General features: G+C 59.1%; 17 protein-coding genes, 1 tRNA gene and 1 riboswitch. Of the genes, 6 read left to right on the top strand and 12 right to left on the bottom strand.

The genetic code is table 11. The features are described from left to right. Positions 1-221 precede the first annotated feature (221 nt). Positions 222-890: a hypothetical protein gene (locus DHV10_RS22915; RefSeq protein ID WP_109488756.1), complete on the top strand. Its 669-nt coding sequence runs from the start codon at positions 222-224 to the stop codon at positions 888-890. A gap of 82 nt (positions 891-972) precedes the next feature. On the opposite strand, the gene DHV10_RS22920 is transcribed toward DHV10_RS22915, so the two are convergent. The 5 genes from DHV10_RS22920 to DHV10_RS22940 all read right to left on the bottom strand — a co-directional run bounded on the left by DHV10_RS22920 (position 973) and on the right by DHV10_RS22940 (position 6812). Continuing rightward, the gene (locus tag DHV10_RS22920) at positions 973-2541 is read right to left on the bottom strand and encodes a GMC oxidoreductase (protein ID WP_109488757.1); all 1569 of its coding nucleotides are present in this window, start codon (positions 2539-2541) and stop codon (positions 973-975) included. A 40-nt stretch (positions 2542-2581) separates the two neighbouring features. After that, positions 2582-3292, bottom strand: a complete 711-nt coding sequence (locus DHV10_RS22925; protein WP_109488758.1) for a gluconate 2-dehydrogenase subunit 3 family protein — start codon at positions 3290-3292, stop codon at positions 2582-2584. A gap of 160 nt (positions 3293-3452) precedes the next feature. Continuing rightward, positions 3453-5225 (bottom strand): tetratricopeptide repeat protein, encoded by a 1773-nt coding sequence (locus tag DHV10_RS22930; RefSeq protein ID WP_109488759.1) that lies wholly within the window; start codon positions 5223-5225, stop codon positions 3453-3455. 232 nt (positions 5226-5457) lie between these two features. Further along, positions 5458-6141, bottom strand: a complete 684-nt coding sequence (locus tag DHV10_RS22935; protein WP_109488760.1) for an anti-sigma factor family protein — start codon at positions 6139-6141, stop codon at positions 5458-5460. Further along, positions 6138-6812: an RNA polymerase sigma factor gene (locus tag DHV10_RS22940; protein WP_109488898.1), complete on the bottom strand. Its 675-nt coding sequence runs from the start codon at positions 6810-6812 to the stop codon at positions 6138-6140. Before DHV10_RS22940 ends, DHV10_RS22935 begins: the two co-directional genes overlap by 4 nt. A 451-nt stretch (positions 6813-7263) precedes the next feature. On the opposite strand from DHV10_RS22940, the gene DHV10_RS22945 reads away from it, so the two are divergent. Then, positions 7264-7339, top strand: a tRNA-Ala gene (locus DHV10_RS22945). A gap of 112 nt (positions 7340-7451) precedes the next feature. Here DHV10_RS22945 and DHV10_RS22950 read toward each other — a convergent pair. Continuing rightward, positions 7452-8753: an ankyrin repeat domain-containing protein gene (locus tag DHV10_RS22950; protein ID WP_109488761.1), complete on the bottom strand. Its 1302-nt coding sequence runs from the start codon at positions 8751-8753 to the stop codon at positions 7452-7454. A 593-nt stretch (positions 8754-9346) separates the two neighbouring features. Between DHV10_RS22950 and DHV10_RS22955 the strand changes: the two genes are divergently transcribed. The 3 genes from DHV10_RS22955 to DHV10_RS22960 are packed head-to-tail and all read left to right on the top strand — an operon-like array spanning position 9347 to position 10485. After that, positions 9347-9544, top strand: coding sequence for a hypothetical protein (locus DHV10_RS22955; RefSeq protein ID WP_109488762.1), 198 nt, complete (start codon positions 9347-9349; stop codon positions 9542-9544). Continuing rightward, the gene (locus tag DHV10_RS27345) at positions 9525-9983 is read left to right on the top strand and encodes an alpha/beta hydrolase family protein (protein WP_162601813.1); all 459 of its coding nucleotides are present in this window, start codon (positions 9525-9527) and stop codon (positions 9981-9983) included. The genes DHV10_RS22955 and DHV10_RS27345 overlap by 20 nt, the downstream gene beginning before the upstream one ends. Next, a complete protein-coding gene (locus DHV10_RS22960; protein WP_109488763.1) occupies positions 9937-10485 on the top strand; it encodes a hypothetical protein in 549 nt (182 codons plus the stop codon). The genes DHV10_RS27345 and DHV10_RS22960 overlap by 47 nt, the downstream gene beginning before the upstream one ends. Positions 10486-10631: 146 nt before the next feature. Here the strand turns inward: DHV10_RS22960 and DHV10_RS22965 are convergent, their stop codons facing one another. Both DHV10_RS22965 and thrC read right to left on the bottom strand, forming a co-directional pair. Continuing rightward, on the bottom strand, positions 10632-10913 hold the full coding sequence (locus DHV10_RS22965) for a MoaD/ThiS family protein (RefSeq protein ID WP_109488764.1): 282 nt from the start codon (positions 10911-10913) through the stop codon (positions 10632-10634). Then, on the bottom strand, positions 10903-12180 hold the full coding sequence (gene thrC / locus DHV10_RS22970; RefSeq protein ID WP_109488765.1) for a threonine synthase: 1278 nt from the start codon (positions 12178-12180) through the stop codon (positions 10903-10905). Before thrC ends, DHV10_RS22965 begins: the two co-directional genes overlap by 11 nt. A 124-nt stretch (positions 12181-12304) precedes the next feature. Beyond that, positions 12305-12419, bottom strand: a riboswitch (SAM riboswitch). A 276-nt stretch (positions 12420-12695) separates the two neighbouring features. On the opposite strand from thrC, the gene DHV10_RS22975 reads away from it, so the two are divergent. Continuing rightward, on the top strand, positions 12696-12965 hold the full coding sequence (locus tag DHV10_RS22975) for a hypothetical protein (protein WP_109488766.1): 270 nt from the start codon (positions 12696-12698) through the stop codon (positions 12963-12965). Between the two features lie 71 nt (positions 12966-13036). Here DHV10_RS22975 and DHV10_RS22980 read toward each other — a convergent pair whose 3' ends face one another. The 4 genes from DHV10_RS22980 to DHV10_RS22995 all read right to left on the bottom strand — a co-directional run bounded on the left by DHV10_RS22980 (position 13037) and on the right by DHV10_RS22995 (position 20510). After that, positions 13037-15079 (bottom strand): glycoside hydrolase family 97 protein, encoded by a 2043-nt coding sequence (locus DHV10_RS22980; RefSeq protein ID WP_109488767.1) that lies wholly within the window; start codon positions 15077-15079, stop codon positions 13037-13039. 121 nt (positions 15080-15200) lie between these two features. Further along, positions 15201-16349: a family 16 glycosylhydrolase gene (locus tag DHV10_RS22985; RefSeq protein ID WP_109488768.1), complete on the bottom strand. Its 1149-nt coding sequence runs from the start codon at positions 16347-16349 to the stop codon at positions 15201-15203. 364 nt (positions 16350-16713) lie between these two features. Next, positions 16714-19404: a methionine synthase gene (metH, locus tag DHV10_RS22990; protein WP_109488769.1), complete on the bottom strand. Its 2691-nt coding sequence runs from the start codon at positions 19402-19404 to the stop codon at positions 16714-16716. Further along, complete coding sequence (locus DHV10_RS22995; protein WP_109488899.1) at positions 19401-20510, bottom strand: homocysteine S-methyltransferase family protein; 1110 nt, start codon at positions 20508-20510, stop codon at positions 19401-19403. The genes metH and DHV10_RS22995 overlap by 4 nt, the downstream gene beginning before the upstream one ends. Between the last annotated feature and the right edge of the window lie 54 nt (positions 20511-20564).

Here is a 20564-nt window from a genome sequence, read left to right on the forward strand (position 1 = left end):
GACACAGTGTCTAAACAGCTGAATCTGCTGTTCGGCGCAAGTCTAGGGACGAATGTGACGACCGCAGGCAACCCTTCCGCGTGCCAACCTGCTGCGGTTCCCAGGCATCTAGACACGAGTTCGGGCGTTGCGGTTCACACCGCACGTGATGTTCGCGAACGCTTCTCGTGCGCACGGAGCAATCTGTGGACGAGGATAACTCAACATTGGGAGCACACCTCATGAAACGCATTCTCGGCTGTGCCGGACTGATCGCTGCTCTGGCACTCCCCCTAGCCCTCAAAGCGCAGGATCAAAGCACGTCTCCTCCGCCACAATACGTACAGAACCCACCGCACAGCAGATGGGACCTGAATCACGCAACAGTCGGCGTCTACGGCGATATGTTCCGCGTGAACCCGGCGCACGCAGCCGCAGTCAACTTCCTCGGACTTGGCGCTCGTGTCGGATTCAACGTACACCCGAACATCGCTCTCGAAGCCGAGATGAACTACGACTTCGTGAAGAATTACACCACGATCAATACCGGCACAAACTCGGGCAGCGTGGGCAGCACCACTGTGTCCACTCGTACGCGTCCATTGACGGGTCTCTTCGGACCTAAGTTCCAGTTCGGCACTTCAGGCCCGTTCCGCGCTTTTGTTACCGGCAAGGTTGGATTCACCGAGTTCAGCCATAGTTCGACAACGACGGCCTCAGGGCAGACCTTCAGCAACTCTCTCGACCAGTTCGGCGGCGGCACGACGCACTTCGCGGCGTACCCTGGCGGCGGCATCGAGGGCTTCTTCGGTCCAATTGGCCTGCGTCTCGAAGCCGGCGACCAGATCTATTTCAATAACGGAGCCTATAACAATCTACGTGTGACATTTGGTCCGGAAATTCGTTTCTGAACCGATTATGAACCGGATATCGATTATCTAAGCTGACCGGAATCATTCAGGGGAGCGCTCTTTCCGCTCCCCTTTTCCATGCTCAGATATTCTGCCGCATCATCTCTCCTGCCAGATACTCCGAAGCTCGCATCGACAACGCAAGGATAGTCGTCGTAGGGTTCTGCCATCCCGCGCTGGTGAATTGCGCGCCATCCACCACAAACAAATTCTTGTGATCGTGACTCTGGCTGAATCTGTTCAGCACGCTCTTCTTCGGGTCATCCCCCATCCTGCAGGTTCCCACCTCGTGAATGCTGTACCCCGGCGGGTTCGGCTTGTCGTTCTTCGACAGGATCTCGAATCCAGCGGCATCAGCAAGCTCGCACGCAGTATCCACAGCATCCTTCGCCATGTTGAATTCGTTGTCGGTGTATTTCGTATCTACATGCAGCACGGGGATACCCCAGGCATCTTTCCGATCCTTGTTGATGCGAACGTGATTCTCGTACCGCCCCAGCACCTCGCCCATGATCGTCATATAGAACCCGCTGCCGAAGTACTCATCGAGCTTGCGCTGCAGTTCCGCTCCATACAGAGCGAAATTGCGCGCCGGGACCGCCTCGACCGATGCCGTCGTGTTGATCGCGTAGCCACGCAGAAACTTGTCAGTCTTCGAGGTGATGTTTCTGAACCTCGGAACGATCGCCGCCGATCCCATCCATGCGTTGATGTTTCCCCTGCGCGCCTGCGGCACTGACGCCAGCACTCCGGGCCCATACACCTGGTCCATCAGATACCGCCCCACAACCCCGCTTGAATTAGCCAGATTGGAATTCAGCAGAATGCGCGTGCTCTCCAACGTCCCCGCTGCAAGAACCACCGCCCGCGCCTTCACGCTCATCTCGCGATGCGTCAGCCGATCGACAAAGTTACAGCCATTCGGAAGTCCCGTGTTCTTGTCCACCGTCAGTTCCCGCACCACGGCATTCGCCACCGACGTCAGCTTTCCTGTTGCTTCAGCATCAGGCAGCAGCAGATTCACCGAGCTCGCAAGCCCGTCGCGGCCCAGCGCCCGTCGCTGCTTGCAAACCGGGATGCCGCGAGGCTTCGTGACCTCGATAAAACGCTGTAGCGCCAAAGTCCACGGCGCATCATCCGGAATAAAATTTCCGTTCGGCAACTGAGGCACGCCGTCCTGCGCGCCCATCACCCGCAAGATGCCCTCCACCCGCGAGTAGTACGGCGCAAGGTCGGCATGGCTGATGGGCCAGTCCTCGCCGAATCCATCGTGCGACTTTGCCTTGAATTCGTAGTCGCTCAGCCGAAACGACTGGCGCGACCAGAAGAGCGATCGCCCGCCAAATAGCCGGACCCGTACCCAGTTGTACGGCTGGTCTTCCTTCGAGGTATACGGCACCTCGCGCTCATCCACCCACACGTTGGCATTGAAACCGTTTGACTGGAATACATGTTCGATCTGCCCGGGCGGACGGAATCCGCGATACGGCAATTCGTAAGCATGCTTGTGCTGCGCATCGCGCGTTACGTCGGCGACCGGTCCGGCATTGAGCATGATGCAGCGTATACCGTACTCCGTCAGAATCTTGGCGGCCATCCCGCCCGAGTGTCCCGACCCGATAATCAGAACGTCGTAAGTCTCGGTCAACATCTCGATCTATCTCTCTTGTTTCTTAAGGGCGAGGACAACTTCACCGCTGGTAAGAAGGAATTCGATGCTTCGACGGTGGTACCGCCTGAACATGCGGCTGCACACTCAATGCACGGCCGCTCTGTGGCGAAAGATCAGGCTGGATCGGCGACCAGTAGAGTTCTTCCTCTGTTCGCGGTTCCCTGCCCTTCTCCGGAGCCGCTGACCACTCCCGCGAGTTCACGGTTGCCGTCCGAATGTCGTCATGCACGATGTTCACGAAGTCCGCGTGCTCCTCCGTCGGTGGATGGTCGTTCAACCACGTGCGCATCCACGGCTTCAGCAACTCTCCCGCTTGTTGATCTGTCAGGCGCGCAAACTCCGTGTTGTACTTCTTCTTCGACTCCCCATTCAGCCACTCCAGCCCGCTGCTGTAGAGCTTCTGGCGATCGCCCGATGAACTGCCGATCAGGAAATCCAGAAACATGGGAGTCCGTGCCTGCAGCGCACCGGGCTTCTCGCCAACCGGCGGCATCAGGACGTCGCTCAAACGAGCAAGAGTCGCCATCTGCTGCGTCGAGAAGAACCGTAGCTGCGCAGCGGCTACCTCTTCTGCTGCCGCAACCTGCGGCATCGGAGTCTTCGCATTCAGTCCCAGCAGCCACGGCACCGGCGCGGGCGGAGGTGGCGGAGCGGCGGCCTGCTGCCCAAGCAAGAGTTTGGGCGCAGCACCTACAGCAAGCACCGCGCGGACGAAGTCGCGCCTACGCATTCAACCTCCAGGAGAAGCTCACCTAGCCTGATTCCCCGTCACTGGAAACGACGTGAGAAGCTCAAACAGGTTGGATGCGCGCAATCACCGTCATATCGCGCGTAAACGTCGCCTCAGAGCAGCAAGTGTGCCGCTGGATTCACATCCCGGTAGCATCCACTTACTGCGGCTTCGGCTGGTTTGGCGCAGGAGGCGCTCCTGGGTTGGCTGGCGGCGTATCCGGCCCGTCAGCATCCTCTTCGCAGGTATGGCCCTGCTTCGCGATATACGCGGCCTTCACGCCGCGTTCGGCAGCAAGGCGCGTATCCTGCTGGCCGTCGCGCGCCGCAAGCGCCGCTTGGTACTCGCTGACCGCCTCAGGACGCTTGCACTCCAAGTCCAGCATCCGGCCCAGGTAGATGTGGGACCACGCAAGCAGCCGCGGCTCCTTGCTCGTGGCGATCGTCTTCTGGAAGTCGTCGATTGCCTCCTCCGGTTTCCCGGTGGCAATTGCAACCCGCGCCAGAATGAAATTGGCTCGCGCCTCCTGGGCAACGGAATCGAGCGTGTCTGTCTTGCTTGCCAGCACCTTGTGCGCCATCGCGCTTGCCGTGGCCATATCACCCGCAGCAAGCTTTGCCTCCGCGAGATCGAGACCGGTCAGCGCGCGTGGCTTGCTTTGCTGCAGGACGTCGTCATCTGCCTTCTGGTCGAATTCCGTCTGCCGCGCGCGATGCACTTGCTGCTCCACATCCATGCCGTAGACCATTTCCCCAATGGTGTCGCGCAGGCTGGCCGGGTTTTTCTCAAATTGAGTCAGCTGCTCAAAGAAGTATTGCGTCAGCACAAAACCCTGCTTCATATCATGCTGAACCGATGCCACGCGAACCGCTTCCTGTTTCTGCTGCGTGGCGATCCGCTCGCGCTCGTAGCGAGGCAGCTCGGAACGGTCCACGCCCGCCGGAATTTTGTAGTCCGGAATCCCCGTATTCATCGTTCGCGCTTCGATGGCCTTGATCAGGCACTCCACCACCAGCGGCACTGTCTCCGAGCGATACCGGAACTCCAGCGGAGCCTCGCGTACTTCCTTGAGAATCGGTTGCATCCGGTCGATAGCGTTTGTACGCGAATAGAGCAGCGGCTCAATCGTGTAATGCAGATAGACGTGGCGCACGTTCTGCATATCGATGTTCCCGTTCACAGGCGAAAGCACGACCACGTAGTCGGTCCCGTAGACGCGGGCGTTCACCATCTTCGGCGAGAGCATCGGCTCAATCACCACGACAAACCGGCGATCCACATACGTGGAGGCCGGCATCTTGAGATACAGGTTCGTCGACACGATCATCTTCGACAGCGGATCGTGGAGGCTATTGGTCTCCTCGTCATACGTTCGACGTACCGACAGCCAGATTCCGTTCAGGTCGATCGCTTCTGCAAAGTCCTTGAGCAGCGGCACGATCTCCGCTACCTGCGTAGCATCAGGCGGCATCTCGGGCAGCTCGACCGTGGTCTCGAGCGCCGGCGGCGGGCTCAAATACAGAGCCAGAGATACATACTGCGAAACATCGTGCTGCGATCCCGTAAGCCGGTGCTGAGCAATATAGAGGCACAGCTTGTCACGCTTGTTGCGGGCATTTTCGCTCTTCGTCAGAGCGGCATTCATCTCGTCCCGTACATGCTTGCGTACCGGTGCGCTGTCCTCGAGGCCCTCATCGTAACCGCAAGCGTTAAGCGCCGCCGCCATAAAGAACAGCTGCGGCGATGGAATCAGCGAAATCGTCGGGCCAGCCGGATCGACGATGGTCGGGTTTTTCTCCTGCAGCGGCTGCGAAGAGGAGCTTTGCTGGTTGCTCGAAGACTGAGAAACCGCCGAAGGAACGCCCGCACCGAGGAGAAGACTCACAGCAGCAAAAACAGCGCTGGCAAAATTGCAGAAACGGCTTAACGACATGAACAGGAACCTTGCATGAAGTCTACGGCATCTGATGGCCCCGCGTCCGGCCCGGACAGTATCAGAGACACGCACAATTGTTGGACTCCACCCGCCCCACATTCGTCCTAACCCGCTCCGCACGCCCCAATACACTCGTACCTCTGTTCCCTTGTTCCCTGGTCACCTCGTTCCCTGCCAAAAACAAAAGCCCTTGCGGAAACCGCAAGGGCCTTCTCATGCCTCAGCAGGATTATCCCCGAACCGAAACCCCCGAGAACGACAGCACTGCCAATCCGCGCACCGGCTGCCCGAAAAAGCGAGCTGGCTCGAAGTGGCTCCAGAGCAGCAGGTTTTCGATCTGCGCCCGGGTCTTGTCGTCTACAGGACCGGAGACGATGCGGTAGTCGTAAACCTCGCCCTCGCCGTTGATGTAAGCCTCGACCATGACCGGCGAGCTAACCTCGCGGATCTGGTCGCTGCTGCTCACGGCGGAAGAAAGGTACAGGAAGTGAGGTGAAGTGGCCATCCCCAGCGGCTCGTCGGCCCCATGCGCCATCTCCGGTCGCGTAAACATCCCCACCAGCACCGTTACTGTTCCCAGCAGCAATACCGCACTCGCGAATCCAGCCGCCGCTTGCAGAACAAACGGACCGACGGTGTTATCCCAAGCCAGCCTGCAGCTTTGAATGAAGCTTCTACGGCTGCGTGCCCGCTCTTGGCTCACCGCCACGCGAATGCGCAACAGAAGATCCGGGGGCTGAGGCACGGGACCGAGAGAGGCCAGTGCTTTCTGCGCCTTCTTCAGCCCGGTCCACTCGCTTGAGCAGTCCCGGCAATCATCGATATGGGCGGCGATGCTCTGCATCTCGTGCCCGGTCAGCCGGCCATCGAGATACTCCGAGAACTTCGATTGGATGGAGCCGCAGTCGCTCATCTCGCCTCCTCTCTCAGGGAAACCTCGAATCCCCGGCGCGATGCCGCTGCGTCGGCCGATCGAGCTTCCTCCAGAATGGCCTTCAAAAGGGCCCGTCCCCTCACGAGCCGTGATTTCACCGTGCCGAGATTCACCCCCTGGATCTCAGCTACCTCTTCGTAAACAAATCCTTCAATATCCCGGAGAATAAGTGTGGTCCGGAACGGCTCCGGGACCTGACTGAGCGCTGCTTCAACGCGCGCCCTGTTTTCCTCGTGGAGCGCCATCTCGAACGGAGACTCGCCAGGATCGACCAGCGTCTCCTTCAACTTCATTGACGAGCCGCAGCTACCGTCGCCGATCTCCTGCTCGATGGGCACTTCCTGCTGCTTGTGCCGCATCCACCAGCGACGCTGATTCGACGCCTCATGCAGCGCAATCCGGTAAATCCACGTCCGCAGAGAAGACTCCCCATGGAACCTGCCTACGCCGCGGAAAACCTTGACGAAAACTTCCTGTGTTAGATCGGCCGCGTCAGCCCGATCGTGCAGCGTGCGCGCAAGAAGCGAGTAGATCGGCTGATGATAACGAGAAATCAGCCACGCAAACGCCTCTTCAGACCCTGCCTGCAACTCAGCGATCAGTGCGGCTTCGTCGGGTTGAAGTACCAGCGCGCTTGCTACATTTCCCATGGTGAGATCCGCCTGCAATTCAGTTCCCCCCACGTTACCGCATCAACGCCACCCTTGGCATCTCTCAACAGAGTTCATGCCCAAGTGCATTCGGCTTTCGGCTAACTCCCGGCCCCAAACAACCAGTCGAATAGCCTTACAATCCCGCGCGCAGGGTGCGAAGCTTTCTGAGATTGCCCCGCGCGCCTATTCTCTTAGACACCGGAGCACCCCCAAAGTGTTCCCGGTCACGGAACACTTCCGTGCTATCGGCCGCATTCAGGACAACTTAGGCCCAGAAGCTCCAGAACGTTCTACGCTACCCGGGGCATGAGGCCGGGCTGTGTTTGTCCCCTAGGTAGACATTCCGCGCGAGACGGCACCACTTCCGCCCGATCTCCCGCACTCCCGGGCCTAAATTGACGAATCGATTCAAAGCAGAGACAATAGAGGAGTTGTATCCCACCTGAGTGGGCCTGTGGCGCAGCTGGGAGCGCGCTTCCATGGCATGGAAGAGGTCATCGGTTCGATCCCGATCAGGTCCACCAAATTCCCCCTCATTCTGCTTCTCCAACGCACCCATTCCGCGAACGGTTGTCCCGATTGGGACACAGCGGGCACTGCAATCCGGAACAATGTTGGCCTGTCTCAAGGCCGAAATCACTCCACCCCTCCACACTCCCGAATCATCTCCACCGCCTTCTGGTTCACCAGCTTTCTAAAGTGAAACCTCTCTCCCCAGCTCACCGCCGTCACATCGCGATACTCGAATACCCCCGGAATCTCGTATCCGGGATGCAGCTCCTTCCGCAGAGACGCGCGCACATTCACATCCGCCCCGTGCTCCAGCAATAACCGCGTGAACGGCGCCTCCGGTTCTCGCCCGTGATGATTCGTCCAGAAATTCGCCTGGGAGACTACCGTCGAAAACAGCGCCGTATGGCCGCCAAAGCCATCCGCATCCACCGCCGCAGGCGTATTCACATCTGCTCCTCGCTCCACCAGCCAACGAGCAATCTCGAGTTCGCCATAGTCTGCGCAAATGTGCAGCAGCGTCGTCCCGGCAAGCAGTGTTCCATGCGTCGCCAGCACCTCGTCATGGCAACCCATCTCCGGTGGAAAGATCTCTTCCCACGCAAACCTGCGCCGCACGAGTTCAGGATCGCGCTGCAGATACTTCTCGAGCAGATCCAGCCGTCCTCGATGCAGCGCCATCATTGGGGTGTCCGGATAAACTAACCCGTGTTCCGCGTACAACTCCAGAATCCGGTGCTTTGCCGCGGGGTTTCTGCTGTCTGTCTCCAGCACCATCGCCACTGGCGCCAGTTGCTTCTCCTCTTCGTCATATACGCGCGCGCCGAGTTCAAGCAGCAGCTCAGTTCCCTCCACATTCAGCGTGTACGCCGGATCGTTAAGCGCACCGTCTCCCGGCCGCGGACGTCCCATCATTTCGTGGAGCCTGCGCGCCGTCGCGATCTGACCCTGCAGGCATGCCCGGTTGAAAGCCGGCTCGAGATCCGCAGCTCCCAGTCGCCGCAGCATTTCGATAATCGCGTCCTGCCCCAGGTTCGCCGCATACGACATCGGAGGCCCCCAGTTGCTCTGCTCCACTCCGCGCGCATTCTCAACAATGAGCCTTGGATTCTTCACCACCATCTCGCGCACAGTGTCCACATCTCCGCGCCAGATCGCATCCGTCATCCTGCACGCGGTCACCAGCCGCCCCCAGTTCTTCAGTCCGTAGCTTCGCGCCAGCACGAACTGCGCATCCGCCAGCTTCATGTCGTGTGAATGCGCATCGCCTCCTGTGCCTCGCTCTCGGGCGCCGGAGTCCGGAGTCATCTGTTCACGAAAGTCCTGCACAGCGTCAGCCTCTCCGCGCCGGTATGCGCGCAGCAGATCTTTCGCCTGGTGCTTGAGTTGGTCGAGATTGGGTCGAACAGGAAAGTGGCGCTTCGCCATAACGGACCTCCTTCGTGGTCAGCGTCAGCTCCAGCTGAGCTTGCCCCAGGTCCGCTACAAGGGGTGAAAAGGAGGTTCGCAAGGAACCTTGTTGTTTGACTCGCACTCACAGGTGGACTCAGTCCTCTCCGCGGACAGGTGGCGCCCTGCGCGCCTGCACCAGTCTACACCTGGTTTTGTGGAGCCATGTCCTCAAACTTCAGAGAACATGGCCGCGCTCGGTTCCGTTTCTATCGAATCCATTCCTGCTCCAGCCAAGCAGCATTCCCTGAAACTCAGCCGTCGTCTCCGTGTAGTGTGCTTGCCCAAATTCAACTGATCCGGCACCTGCTTTAAATTCGTCCTCATCACGACATGCGTTCATCCCACCAAAGCGGCAATAAGATACGCAACCATATGATTGCATGTCTGGATCCATCGATCGCCATACACCCAGGTGAGGTTGCCGCTCCGAAGGAAGTAGCAGGAGACCAGCCCGGCAGGTGACACCGGCATTCAGTTTCCCAGCCCAGTAACTCGCGTGACATCCGTCACCAACATCGCAGCAACAAATTGCCAAAACCGTGTTTCCATAGAAACAAAGGTTCCCCACCATGAGCAGTATCGAAACCCAGAATCTCCTCGACGTCCTCAAGACGCGCCACCGCCTCGCCGTCCTGCAAGCCACGCTTCGCAACGTCGAACACAGCACCGAGTTCAACCCCGAAGACGAAACCTTCCTCGAGATCAAAGCCATGTTCCAGAGCCGCATCGATCTCGAGCGCAGCTCGATTGCCCAGCCCGCAGACTGACAATCCGCAGCGCGGCACCGCTGCATCTTTGCTCAGTTTTTACCATGGGTTTAAGGAGAAGCCGGGTTACAATCCCCGCATGAAAAAACTTCCCTTCTTCCCCAGAGTTGCAGCAATTTCTTGTATAGCGTTCGCGGCAACAGCCTCGGTCGTTTTCCCGGCAAATGCGTCTGACAAAAGCAAGGTCCCGATCATGCCTTTTCGGTCAGGGATTAAGCCCGGCGCAAGCCGTCAGCTCTCCGCGCACGCCCCTAACGTCGTCACCATCGACCTGCCCGGCGCGGTCGCCTCCTACGCCTTTGGCATCAACAACAGCGGCGAATCCGTGGGCTATTGGTACGACGACAACCTGAACACGCACGGCTGGCAGCTATGCCAACGCGGATATCACCGTGGTTCACGGATTCATTCTCTACCGCGGCCACTACGCTCTGCTTGACTACCCTGGCGCCTGGGCCACCACGCCCTGGGCCATCAACGATCAGGGCGATGTCGTCGGCTACTATCAGATGCGCGACGAATTCGACAGCCCGTTCGTCGGCTTTCTCTGGCACGATGGGAAATTCACTACCGTCAACGTCCCAGGTTCGGTCGAAACCATTCCCCTCGGCATCAATGACCGTGGCGACATCGTAGGCAGCTGGTACGATCCCAACACGCCTCACTCATTCCTGTTCAGCAAAGGCGTCTACACTACGCTGGACCCTCCCGGCAGCTACTCAGCCATTGCCACCGGCGTGAACGCTTCAGGTCAGGCTCTGGTTGAGGCTTCGATCGGTGACACCAACAAGCTATTCGTCTATTCAAAAGGTGTATACAGCCCGGTGAGCGTCCCCGGCGCAGACCTTTACATCTCCGGAAGCATCAATGCTCGCGGCCAGGTCACCGGCGGCTACGCCTTTCCAACCACCAGCCCCTTCGCCTTCATCCTCACCCCATAGCGAGAGCCTGGGCAACAACGAGGCCGGGTGCCCATGTCCCGATTCTGGGAGGTGGGAGACCATCACATCGAGGGTGATGATCAGTCACAGCTTCGAAAAAAATGCGCGGCATCAAGGCCGCGCATCCTCATGCCAATACCCCAAACTCAGCAACACCCACCCGCGATCGACGGAATCACCAGCACCTCATCCCCTTCCTGGAACGCGTACTTCTCGTTTCCCAGGAACCGAATGTCTTCTTCGTTCACATAGAAGTTGATGAACCGCCGGATCTGCCCGTCTTCGCCGCGCAGGTGCTGACGAAGCGCCGGAAACCTACCCTCGATGTCCGTCACAAGTTCCGGCAGATTCGCCGCCGTGCTCGAAATCTCTTTCACGTTATTGGTGTGCTTCTGAAATGCGTTCGGCAACAGAACCTTAACCGCCATAGCTTTCCCCCGCCAGGCTCAATCCCTGGCTTGCTGGATTGCGTTCTTCCACGAACGACTCGAAATCCGTAAGCCGCGGACGAATCGCCTTGCTCTGGTCGTATGCACCGCTCAGGCAGTCGGTCGTCTTCAGCCCATTGCCCGTGATGCACGTAACCGTCAGCTCGTCCGGCTGGATGCGCCCATGCGCATAGAGTCGAGCCGTTACTGCAGTGGTAACGCCGCCCGCAGTCTCCGTAAAGATACCCTCGGTCTCCGCCAGTTCCTGAATAGCCGAAACAATTTCCACATCGGAAACATCTTCAGCCCATCCTCCCGTCCCGCGAATCACGCGCGACGCATAGATTCCGTCCGCCGGGTTTCCAATCGCCAGTGACCGCGCAATCGTGTTCGGCCGCTGTGGCTCGATCACGTCCGTGTCGTTCTTCACTGCCTTCGCAATCGGCGAGCATCCCGTCGCCTGCGCACCGAAGAACTTCACCGGCTTCTCTTCCACCAGCCCAAGCTCAATCAGCTCATTAAACGCTTTGCGAATCTTCGTAATCAGCGACCCGCCCGCCATTGGAACCACAACGTTATCCGGCAAGCGCCAGCCAAGCTGTTCCGCGATTTCAAACCCAACCGTCTTCGAACCCTCCGCGTAATAAGGCCGCAGATTCACATTCACGAATCCCCAGTTGTAGCGCTCCGCAATCTGCGACGACAGCCGATTCACATGATCGTAATTCCCATCCACGCGCACCAGTGTCGCGCCATACACCTGCGTGTTGAGGATTTTGGCAGGCTCAAGGTCTGACGGGACCAGGATGTACGTCTTCAGTCCCAACCGCGCCGCATGCGCCGCCACAGCATTCGCCAGATTCCCCGTCGAGGAGCACCCGACCGTGTCGAACCCGAAGTCCTGCGCATTCGCCAGCGCCACCGCAACCACGCGATCTTTGAAGCTCAGCGTCGGCATGCAGACAGCATCGTTCTTGATGTACAGGTTCTTCGCACCAAACTGCGCGCCAAGCCGCGGAGCCTTCACCAGCGGAGTCAGCCCCGAAGGGGTCTGCGGAACGTAGCCATCTTTCACCGGCAGCAGCGCCTGGTAGCGCCACATATTCAGCGGTCCCTGGGAGATCGTTTCGCGCGTGAATCGCGTCTTTGCGTACTCGAGATCGTAGGCCACCTCGAGCGGGGAAAAGCACTCATCGCAGATCGAAAGCGGCTGATGACCGTAGGTCTTGCCGCATTCCCGACATCGCAACCAATACGCAGTAGTCAAGATCCCTCGCTTCGCGAGCGACTACGGAACTGCGGGCACGTGACCGGCTCAGCGGACTGAGCGAACCTGATGTGATTCGATAAACCCTAGAAGCCGCCAAGCTTTGACTGCTTGACGACCCCGAATCTCATGTTCCCCGCCTCTATTTGGCGAGCGAGAGTTGACACCATACTCCTGGTTTGCCCAGGCAGGTTGTCGTGGCGTCACAGGGCCCGTCCCTCAGCCACTCTGCATGAAATCCAGGCTTGCCCTTTGGGGGCAAACATGAATGACTTGTTTTTATCACAGGGCTGTCCACCGTGCAAGTTACATTACAGCGAATTGCACCTAAACCCATTTGAATGGATCAACTTCAATCTGGAACTGCGCCGTTTAACCCGTTTCCTGCACGTTCAGTACAACAACTCTCATCCAGAGCACATCTCACCCAGTAAGCGCCCGTTTGCGCCCTTATATAAATAGCCCCAAAAGCCTTGCCGAAAGGCTCACAATATCTATCAAGGAGAAGACACGTCATGGCCACAGAAATTCTGGAGAAGGTCCCCTCCGTCGACGAAGTCCTTCGCGAAGTTTCCCGAATCTCCAACAACGTCACCCAGGCAGTCGAAGATGGGTTCAAGTCCGCGGTAAAGGCATACGAGCAAGGCCGCCGGACCACCGAAGACATGATCGACGATGGCAAGCGCATGATGCGCCGCAAACCGGTCGAATCCGCCGGCGTCATCTTCGCCGCAGGAATGCTCACCGGCGCCTTCATCACCTGGCTTGCCTGCCGCGGCGACTAATCCGATAATTGCCACAAAAACAAGGGAAGGACTCCTCCATGAGTCCTTCCCTGTTCGCTGTTCCTTCGTTTCTAGTCCCTGCTTTCAGGGTGTATCCAAACCGCACTCCCTCCCCCCGGCGCCATCTTCACCTCAAGCGCCGTATCGCGGTCGACCTCCTGCTTTGTGAACTCCGTGTGCGTCGCCACCTTGTCCGCATCCGCTGCATCCGCGTAAATCTCCGCCGTGTACTTCCCTTCTCCCAGGAAGCTCAATGGCACCTTCACTGTCCGCGCGTCCCAGTTTGTAATCGACCCGACGTACCAGTCCTTCCCGCTCCGGCGCGCTACCGTGATGTTCTCCATCGGCCGTCCTGCGATGACGCGAATCTCATCCCACGTCACCGGCACCTGCTTGATAAATTCGAAATCGTGCTGCCCCGCATAGTGCTCCGGATAATCGGAAACCATCATCAGCGGGCTCTCCAGCACAACGTACAGCGCCAGCTCATGCGCCCGCGTATTCGGCGCCATCGGCTCCTTATCCCTCGCCACAAACTCCGCCCGCGTGGCATTCCCGAATGCGCCCGGCGTGTAATCGAGCGGCCCCGCCAGCATGCGCGTGAACGGCAGCGTCGTATTGTGCGTCGGCGTCACGCGCGCGCTCCACTTCAGATACTCCTTTCCCATCACCCCTTCACGCGTCACCACATTCGGATACGTACGCCGCAGTCCGTCCGGCTTGAACGCCCCATGAAAATCGATCATCAGATGATGCTGCGCTGCAAGCTCCGCAACATGCCGATACCAGGCCGTCATCCACTGATCGTCGCGATTCATGAAGTCGATCTTCACGCCCGCAACGCCCCACTTTTCAAACAGCGGAAACGCCTGCTCCACGTATTTGTCCACCGACGTCCAGTGCGACCACAGCCAGATCCGTACATTCTTTTCCTTCGCATACCGCAGCAACTCCGGCATGTCGATTTGCGGATCGATCTTCGTGATGTCCGCCACCGCCGCGTAATCCTGTGCGTTCTTCCGGTTCGCCAACGCCCATCCCGCATCGATCAGCATGTATGGGAAACCCGACGCCGACGCAAAGTCGATGAAGTGCTTCATCGTTGCGGTATTCATCCCCGTTTTGAAGCTGACGCTCGGAGCCGCCTCTCCCGACCACCAGTCCCACGCCGACTTCCCCGCCTTGATCCACGAAGTGTCCGCAATCTTCGACGGCGGATTCAGATTCAGCACGATGTTCGACTCGACCAGCCGCCCCGGCTCCTCGCCGATCATCAGCACTCGCCATGGAGTGGTTACCGGTGGACCCGTTTCCACCGCGATGCCATTGCCCGGTTTTCCCTGTGCATCCACCTGCGGCGACAACTCCGCCCGAAGCCCGTTCCTCTCATCTCCCTTGCGCAGATACATGCCGGGATAATTCTCGATATCCGCCTCAGTCACTGCCACCCAGCCCGCGCCCGGAACCTCGCTCAACAACGGCAGAGCCATCAGCCACTCGCGATGAATCCCGTTCACCTGCCTCTGCTGATACTCGTCCTCATACGAAGACTGAAATCCATCCACGATCAGCGGGTACAGCGTCGCATCCTTGGGATAATTGAACTCCGTCAGCTCCTTCTCGATCCGCACCGTCTTCTCGCCTGCCTGCTCCGGCAGCAGATACCGGAACGCAACGCCATCGTCGTACGCCCGCACCTCAACCGACATCTTCCGGCCGGCATCATCTGCCAGATCCACTACAGCCGAGTTGTAATGATCCCGCACCTCGCTCGTCTTGCCCACCGGAATCCGATACGTCTCGTCGTGCTGGCCCGTGTGCACATCGACCTTGTGCATCTGAGGCCCCATGGCCGCGGATCCTTGAAGCTTGAGCCCCAGGTTGCTCTCATCCAATAGCCACTTCGCGTGGAAGTCGACTGCGTACCGGAGGCCGTTCTTCTTCGGCTCTGCCTCGTTCGGCGTCTTTGCGTCCGCCAGGATGAAAACCACGTTCCCATCCGGCGAAGTCACGCGAACTCGCCCATCGGAATTCTGGCTGTAAGCACTGACCGCGAGACCTGCAAGCAGATAGAGAGCAGAAAATTTTCGGGGTGTCATGGTACGCGAAAGCATACCATCCCATTTGCCCGGTCCTGCCTTCAAAAAGCTGCCTGGAATTCTGACACGTTCATAACGCAAAAAGGCCCGCCATTCATCCACCTGGCGGGCCTTGCGAACATCCGTTCAACTGCAATCAGTTCTTGTAAATCCTCACATAGTCGACCTGCATGTCGCCCGGAAACACCGTCGTCGCATCCGGACTTCCCGGCCAGTCCCCGCCAATCGCCAGGTTCAGAATGATGAACTGCGGGCCCGCATCAAACGGCCACGGGTTCCCAAATGTCGCAGGCGTATAGGTCGCATACACGTTTGCCGGATCATCCACGTAGAACTGCACCTGCCCCTTCGTCCAGCTCATCCCGTACGTATGCCATGCCGCCGCCGAAAACCCCTGCGGATTGTACTTCTGCGTCCCATCCAGATGCGCGCTCGTCGTCCCGCCATGCACCGACCCCGCAATCCAGTCATATCCCGGCGGCTGCGCTCCCGCATAGAACGGCGGATTGCTGCCGTCGATGTGCTCCATCACATCCAGTTCGCCGCACGCCGGCCAGCTCACCGTCGTGATGTTGTTCCCCAGCAGCCAGAACGCCGGCCACATGCCCTGGCTCTCCGGCAGCTTCATTCGCGCCTCGATGCGCCCATACATAAAGCTGAACACTCCCTGCGTCTTCAACCGCGCGGAGGAGTACGTCGTCCCAGAAGTGTTGCGCCCAACGATGTGCAGGACTCCCGTCGTGTCGATATACGCATTCGGATTCGCTGGATCGCAAGGCGCCGTCGCCGAACCCGCTGCACAATACGTCTCCAGCTCATTGTTCCCGCAGCAGCGATATCCCGTGTCATACGTCCACGTCTTCGCGTCTGGCAGCGCATTCGCGCCCCCCGCGTTCGCAAACTCGTCGCTCCATACCAGCGTTCCCGACGCGATGTTCGGGGCAAAATCCTTCGAGAGCACTGTGCTGTTCTGATATCCCGGTGCCGCCGCAATCGCCTTCACCGTCAGATTCGACGAAACCAGAAACGGAGCGAAGTACTGCATCGACGTGCTTGTCGGTGTCGAACCATCCAGCGTGTAGTAGATCGTTACCCCGCTCGTGCTGTCCGCCAGACTCACAATCGTCGCGCCGTTCTGCGCTGCAGCCGTCGTCATCGTCGGCGTTGCAGCGTTCTGAGCGGGAGGTGGGGTGTCAGTGCCGTTCGAACTTGTCTTACCCCCACCGCCGCAACCACACATCAACGCAACCATCAGCAATAAAGACCCAAACATTTCAACCCTCATCCGCACGCGAACTCTCCTCTGACGAACGGCACACGCAGGAGACTACCGCTCAACATCAGAACATCTGACGTCAGACAGGGTCAATCAAGCAGACCGCAGCAGGATGTGACTCCCACCACATCCCCTCACGGACATACGTCGCGTCAAGCTCGGGGTGTCCCGGTCCCTCGCATTTGGGGACTGGGGAACATTCTTGGCAACTAAGAAAGGCGGGTGCCCCATGTCTCCCGATTTTGGAGACATGGGAGACGAGACACTTCCCACAAAAATCTCACAGTGGGTGCCCATCCTGGCTTTGCTAGCGGAAACCCGAGAGCGTACAACTGGGTGCCCCGTCCTAGCTTTGCTAGGGCGGGAACGCGACTCACCGCCCCGAATCGTAATTCAAATTCGGCGCCAGCCACCGCTCCACTTCGGCCACGCTCATCCCCTTGCGTTCAGCGTAGTCCGCAACCTGCTCGCGATCGATCTTCCCCAGCGTGAAATACCGCGACTCCGGATGCGCAAAGTACAACCCGCTCACGCTCGACCCCGGCCACATCGCAAATGATTCCGTCAGCTTGATGCCCGTACTCGCCTCGACATCCAGCAGCCGCCAGATCGTTCCCTTCTCCGTATGATCGGGACACGCCGGATACCCGGGCGCTGGCCGAATCCCGCGATATTTCTCGTGGATCAGCTCATCCGGGCTGAGGTTTTCGGCCCGCCCATATCCCCACTCGTCGCGCACACGCTTATGCAGGCACTCTGCAAATGCCTCCGCGAGCCGATCGGCCAGCGCTTCCGCCATGATCGCGTTGTAGTCGTCATGCTTCGCTCTGAAGCTATCCGCCAGCTCCTTCAGACCGGTCCCCGCCGTGACCGCAAAAGCCCCAACGTAATCGCCTAGCCCAATCTCCCGCGGAGCAACGAAGTCTGCCAGCGATCTGCACGGCTCGCTGCCTTCACGATTCGCCTGCTGCCGCAAAAAGTGCAGCGTCCCAAGCGACTCCGTCCTCGCCGCATCTCCGAACAGCTCAATATCGTCGCCCACTGCCTGCGCCGGAAAAAGCCCATACACCGCCCGAGCCCTCAGCAGCTTCTCACTGACAATCCGATCGAGCAGCGCATTCGCCTCGTTGAAGATCTGCCTTGCTTGCGCACCCTGCCGCTCATCGTCCAGAATCCGCGGATAAACCCCCTTTAGCTCCCACGTATGGAAAAACGGCGTCCAGTCGATAAACTCCCGCAGCGTGGCCAGCGGAAAATCATCCAGCACGCGCACACCAGTAAACTCCGGCTTCGCAACATCCTCGGCCTTCCACTCGATCGGAGTCCGTCTTTTCCGTGCCTCTGCCAGCGAAATCGTCTTCACCTGCGGCGCAGCATGCATCTTCCGCACTGCATCGTACTCGGCCCGATGCTGCGCAACAAACTCCGCCCTGTTCTCATCGCTCAGCAAACTCGTGGTCACCGGCACCGCCCGGCTCGCATCCACGATATGCACCACCGGCTCGCTGTAGTGCGGCGCAATCTTCACCGCCGTGTGCGCGCGGCTCGTTGTCGCTCCCCCGATCAGCAGCGGCAGCTTGAACTGCTGGCGCTCCATCTCCCGCGCCACATGCACCATCTCCTCAAGAGACGGCGTAATCAGCCCGCTCAGCCCGATGATGTCGGCCTTTACTTCCTTCGCGCGCTCCAGAATCTTCTCCGCCGGAACCATCACGCCCATATCGATTACTTCGTAGTTGTTGCAGGCCAGCACAACCCCCACGATGTTCTTCCCGATATCGTGCACATCGCCCTTCACCGTGGCCAGCACGATCTTCCCCTGCGCCTTCACCTCATGCCCCGCCGCCGCCAGTGCCGCCTTCTCGGCCTCCATAAACGGCGTCAGATACGCAACGGCCTTCTTCATCACGCGTGCCGACTTCACCACCTGCGGCAGAAACATCTTCCCCGCACCAAACAGGTCACCCACCACGCTCATCCCCGCCATCAGCGGACCTTCAATCACCGCCAGCGGCCTGCCCAGCTTCGCCCGCGCCTCCTCCGTGTCGAGTTCGATGAAGTTGTCGATTCCCTTCACCAGCGCGTGCGTCAGCCGATCCTCAACCGAACCGTGCCGCCACTCCTCTTCCTTCTTCTCCGCGACGACAGCGCTTTCGCCCTTCAGCGTCTCGCCAAACTCAACCAGCCGCTCCGTTGCATCCGCTCGCCGGTTCAGCAGAACATCTTCAACCAACTCCTTCAGCTTCGGCTCGATCTCCTCGTACACCTCCAGCATTCCCGCATTCACAATGCCCATATCCAGCCCGGCATGGATCGCGTGATACAGAAACGCCGCGTGCATCGCCTCTCGCACGCGATTGTTCCCTCTGAAGCTGAACGAAATATTCGAAACGCCGCCGCTCACCTTCGCATCCGGCAAGTTCTCCTTGATCCACTTCGTCGCGCGGATGAAGTCCACAGCATAGTTGTTGTGTTCCTCCATCCCCGTCGCGACCGTCAGGATGTTCGGATCGAAGATGATGTCCTCTGCCGGAAATCCGACCTTATCCACGAGGATCCGATAAGCCCGCTCGCACACCCGGATCTTGTCTTCAAAATCCGCAGCCTGCCCCTTCTCATCGAACGCCATCACCACCGCGGCTGCGCCATATTTCAGAACCGTCGCCGCCCGCTCGCAGAAAGCCTTTTCCCCCTCCTTCAGCGAGATCGAGTTCACAATGCCCTTGCCCTGCAAACACTTCAGCCCCGCCTCCAGCACAGCCCAGTTCGACGAATCCACCATGAATGGAACCTTCGCTACTTCCGGCTCGCTCGCCAGCAGTTGCAGAAAGCGCGTCATCGCCGCAACGCCGTCAATCATTCCCTCGTCCATGCAGATGTCCAGGACATTTGCCCCGTTCTCCACCTGCTGCCTGGCAACGCTGACCGCCTCTTCGTACTTACCGTCCTTGATCAATCGCGCAAACTTCGGCGAACCCGCAACATTGGTCCGCTCGCCGATCATGATGAAGACGCCCTGTTGCTGCCGGAAGGGCTGCGAACCTGAAAGACGCAACGGCCTCATCGGCTCACCTCAACGGGCTCCGCTGCGTTCAATGCTCTCGGCGGCAGCCCTTCCAACGCCTTCGCAATCGCCGCAATATGCTCCGGAGTGTTCCCGCAGCACCCGCCCGCGATGTTGATCAGCCCCGCCTTTGCAAAATCACTGAGATACTTCGCCATGTCCTCCGGCCCGAAGTTGAATCCCGTCGGCGACAAAGGATTCGGCAACCCCGCATTCGGATAGCACGAGATCGCCACATTTGCCTTCCCCGACAGCTCCTCCAGAAACGGATACATCAGATCCGGCCCCAGCGAGCAATTCAGCCCCACCGAAAGCGGCTTCACATGCTCCACCGCATTCCAGAACGCCTCGGTCGTTTGCGCGGAAATCAGCGTCTCTCCCCCGCGTCCCACCGCCGCCGAAATCATCACCGGCAGCTCCACGCCATCCTCATCGAAAACCTCGCGGATCGCCACCAGCGCAGCCTTCGCATTCAGCGAGTCGAAGATCGTCTCCACCAGCAGAAAGTCCACTCCGCCCGCAATCAGCGCGCGCGCCTGCTCCGCGTAAGCCGTCTTCACCTGGTCGAACGTCACCGAGCGGAATCCCGGATCGTTCGCATCCGGCGAATTCGACAGCGACACCGTCAGCGGCCCAATCGCACCCGCAACAAACCGCGGTCTCCCCGTCTCCTTGCCGACCTTGTCCGCCCACTCCCGGCACTGCCGTGCAGACGTCTCATTGATCTCCCACGCCAGCTTCTTCAGGAACGGATCCTCGATCACCTTCTGGTAAAACGCCGGATCCTTCCGTCCCCCATGCTCCCGCGGGTCATCCACAAAGAACTCGCTCTGCGCGATTGTTGTCGCCCCAAACGTATTCGTCTCCAGAATGTCCGCACCCGCTTCGAGAAACCGCCGATGTATATCGCCGATCATCTTCGGCTGCGTCAGCGAGAACAGATCTCCGTTATTCAGCAGGTCCTTCTTCGAATCTTTGAACCGCTCGCCTCGAATATCGGCCTCGGTCATGCCGTACGTACGGATAGTCGTGCCCATTGCGCCATCAATAATGGCAATGCGTGTCTTCAGGATCTCGACCAGGGGATGTTGCCGCGCTGTCGTCATATCTGTTTCGATTCTAAGGGCCATGCGTCCGATTCCTGCCAGGGCCGCATCGAA

It is taken from the genome of Occallatibacter savannae (assembly GCF_003131205.1).
Classification (GTDB): domain Bacteria; phylum Acidobacteriota; class Terriglobia; order Terriglobales; family Acidobacteriaceae; genus Telmatobacter; species Telmatobacter savannae.

What these genes read in the sequence shown, in the direction of transcription:
- DHV10_RS22915 (WP_109488756.1), top strand. Translation starts at nt 222, where the DNA reads ATGAAACGCATTCTCGGCTGTGCCGGACTGATCGCTGCTCTGGCACTC.
- DHV10_RS22920 (WP_109488757.1), bottom strand. Translation starts at nt 2,541, where the DNA reads ATGTTGACCGAGACTTACGACGTTCTGATTATCGGGTCGGGACACTCG.
- DHV10_RS22925 (WP_109488758.1), bottom strand. Translation starts at nt 3,292, where the DNA reads ATGCGTAGGCGCGACTTCGTCCGCGCGGTGCTTGCTGTAGGTGCTGCG.
- DHV10_RS22930 (WP_109488759.1), bottom strand. Translation starts at nt 5,225, where the DNA reads ATGTCGTTAAGCCGTTTCTGCAATTTTGCCAGCGCTGTTTTTGCTGCT.
- DHV10_RS22935 (WP_109488760.1), bottom strand. Translation starts at nt 6,141, where the DNA reads ATGAGCGACTGCGGCTCCATCCAATCGAAGTTCTCGGAGTATCTCGAT.
- DHV10_RS22940 (WP_109488898.1), bottom strand. Translation starts at nt 6,812, where the DNA reads ATGGGAAATGTAGCAAGCGCGCTGGTACTTCAACCCGACGAAGCCGCA.
- DHV10_RS22950 (WP_109488761.1), bottom strand. Translation starts at nt 8,753, where the DNA reads ATGGCGAAGCGCCACTTTCCTGTTCGACCCAATCTCGACCAACTCAAG.
- DHV10_RS22955 (WP_109488762.1), top strand. Translation starts at nt 9,347, where the DNA reads ATGAGCAGTATCGAAACCCAGAATCTCCTCGACGTCCTCAAGACGCGC.
- DHV10_RS22965 (WP_109488764.1), bottom strand. Translation starts at nt 10,913, where the DNA reads ATGGCGGTTAAGGTTCTGTTGCCGAACGCATTTCAGAAGCACACCAAT.
- DHV10_RS22975 (WP_109488766.1), top strand. Translation starts at nt 12,696, where the DNA reads ATGGCCACAGAAATTCTGGAGAAGGTCCCCTCCGTCGACGAAGTCCTT.
- DHV10_RS22980 (WP_109488767.1), bottom strand. Translation starts at nt 15,079, where the DNA reads ATGCTTTCGCGTACCATGACACCCCGAAAATTTTCTGCTCTCTATCTG.
- DHV10_RS22985 (WP_109488768.1), bottom strand. Translation starts at nt 16,349, where the DNA reads ATGAGGGTTGAAATGTTTGGGTCTTTATTGCTGATGGTTGCGTTGATG.
- metH (WP_109488769.1), bottom strand. Translation starts at nt 19,404, where the DNA reads ATGAGGCCGTTGCGTCTTTCAGGTTCGCAGCCCTTCCGGCAGCAACAG.
- DHV10_RS22995 (WP_109488899.1), bottom strand. Translation starts at nt 20,510, where the DNA reads ATGACGACAGCGCGGCAACATCCCCTGGTCGAGATCCTGAAGACACGC.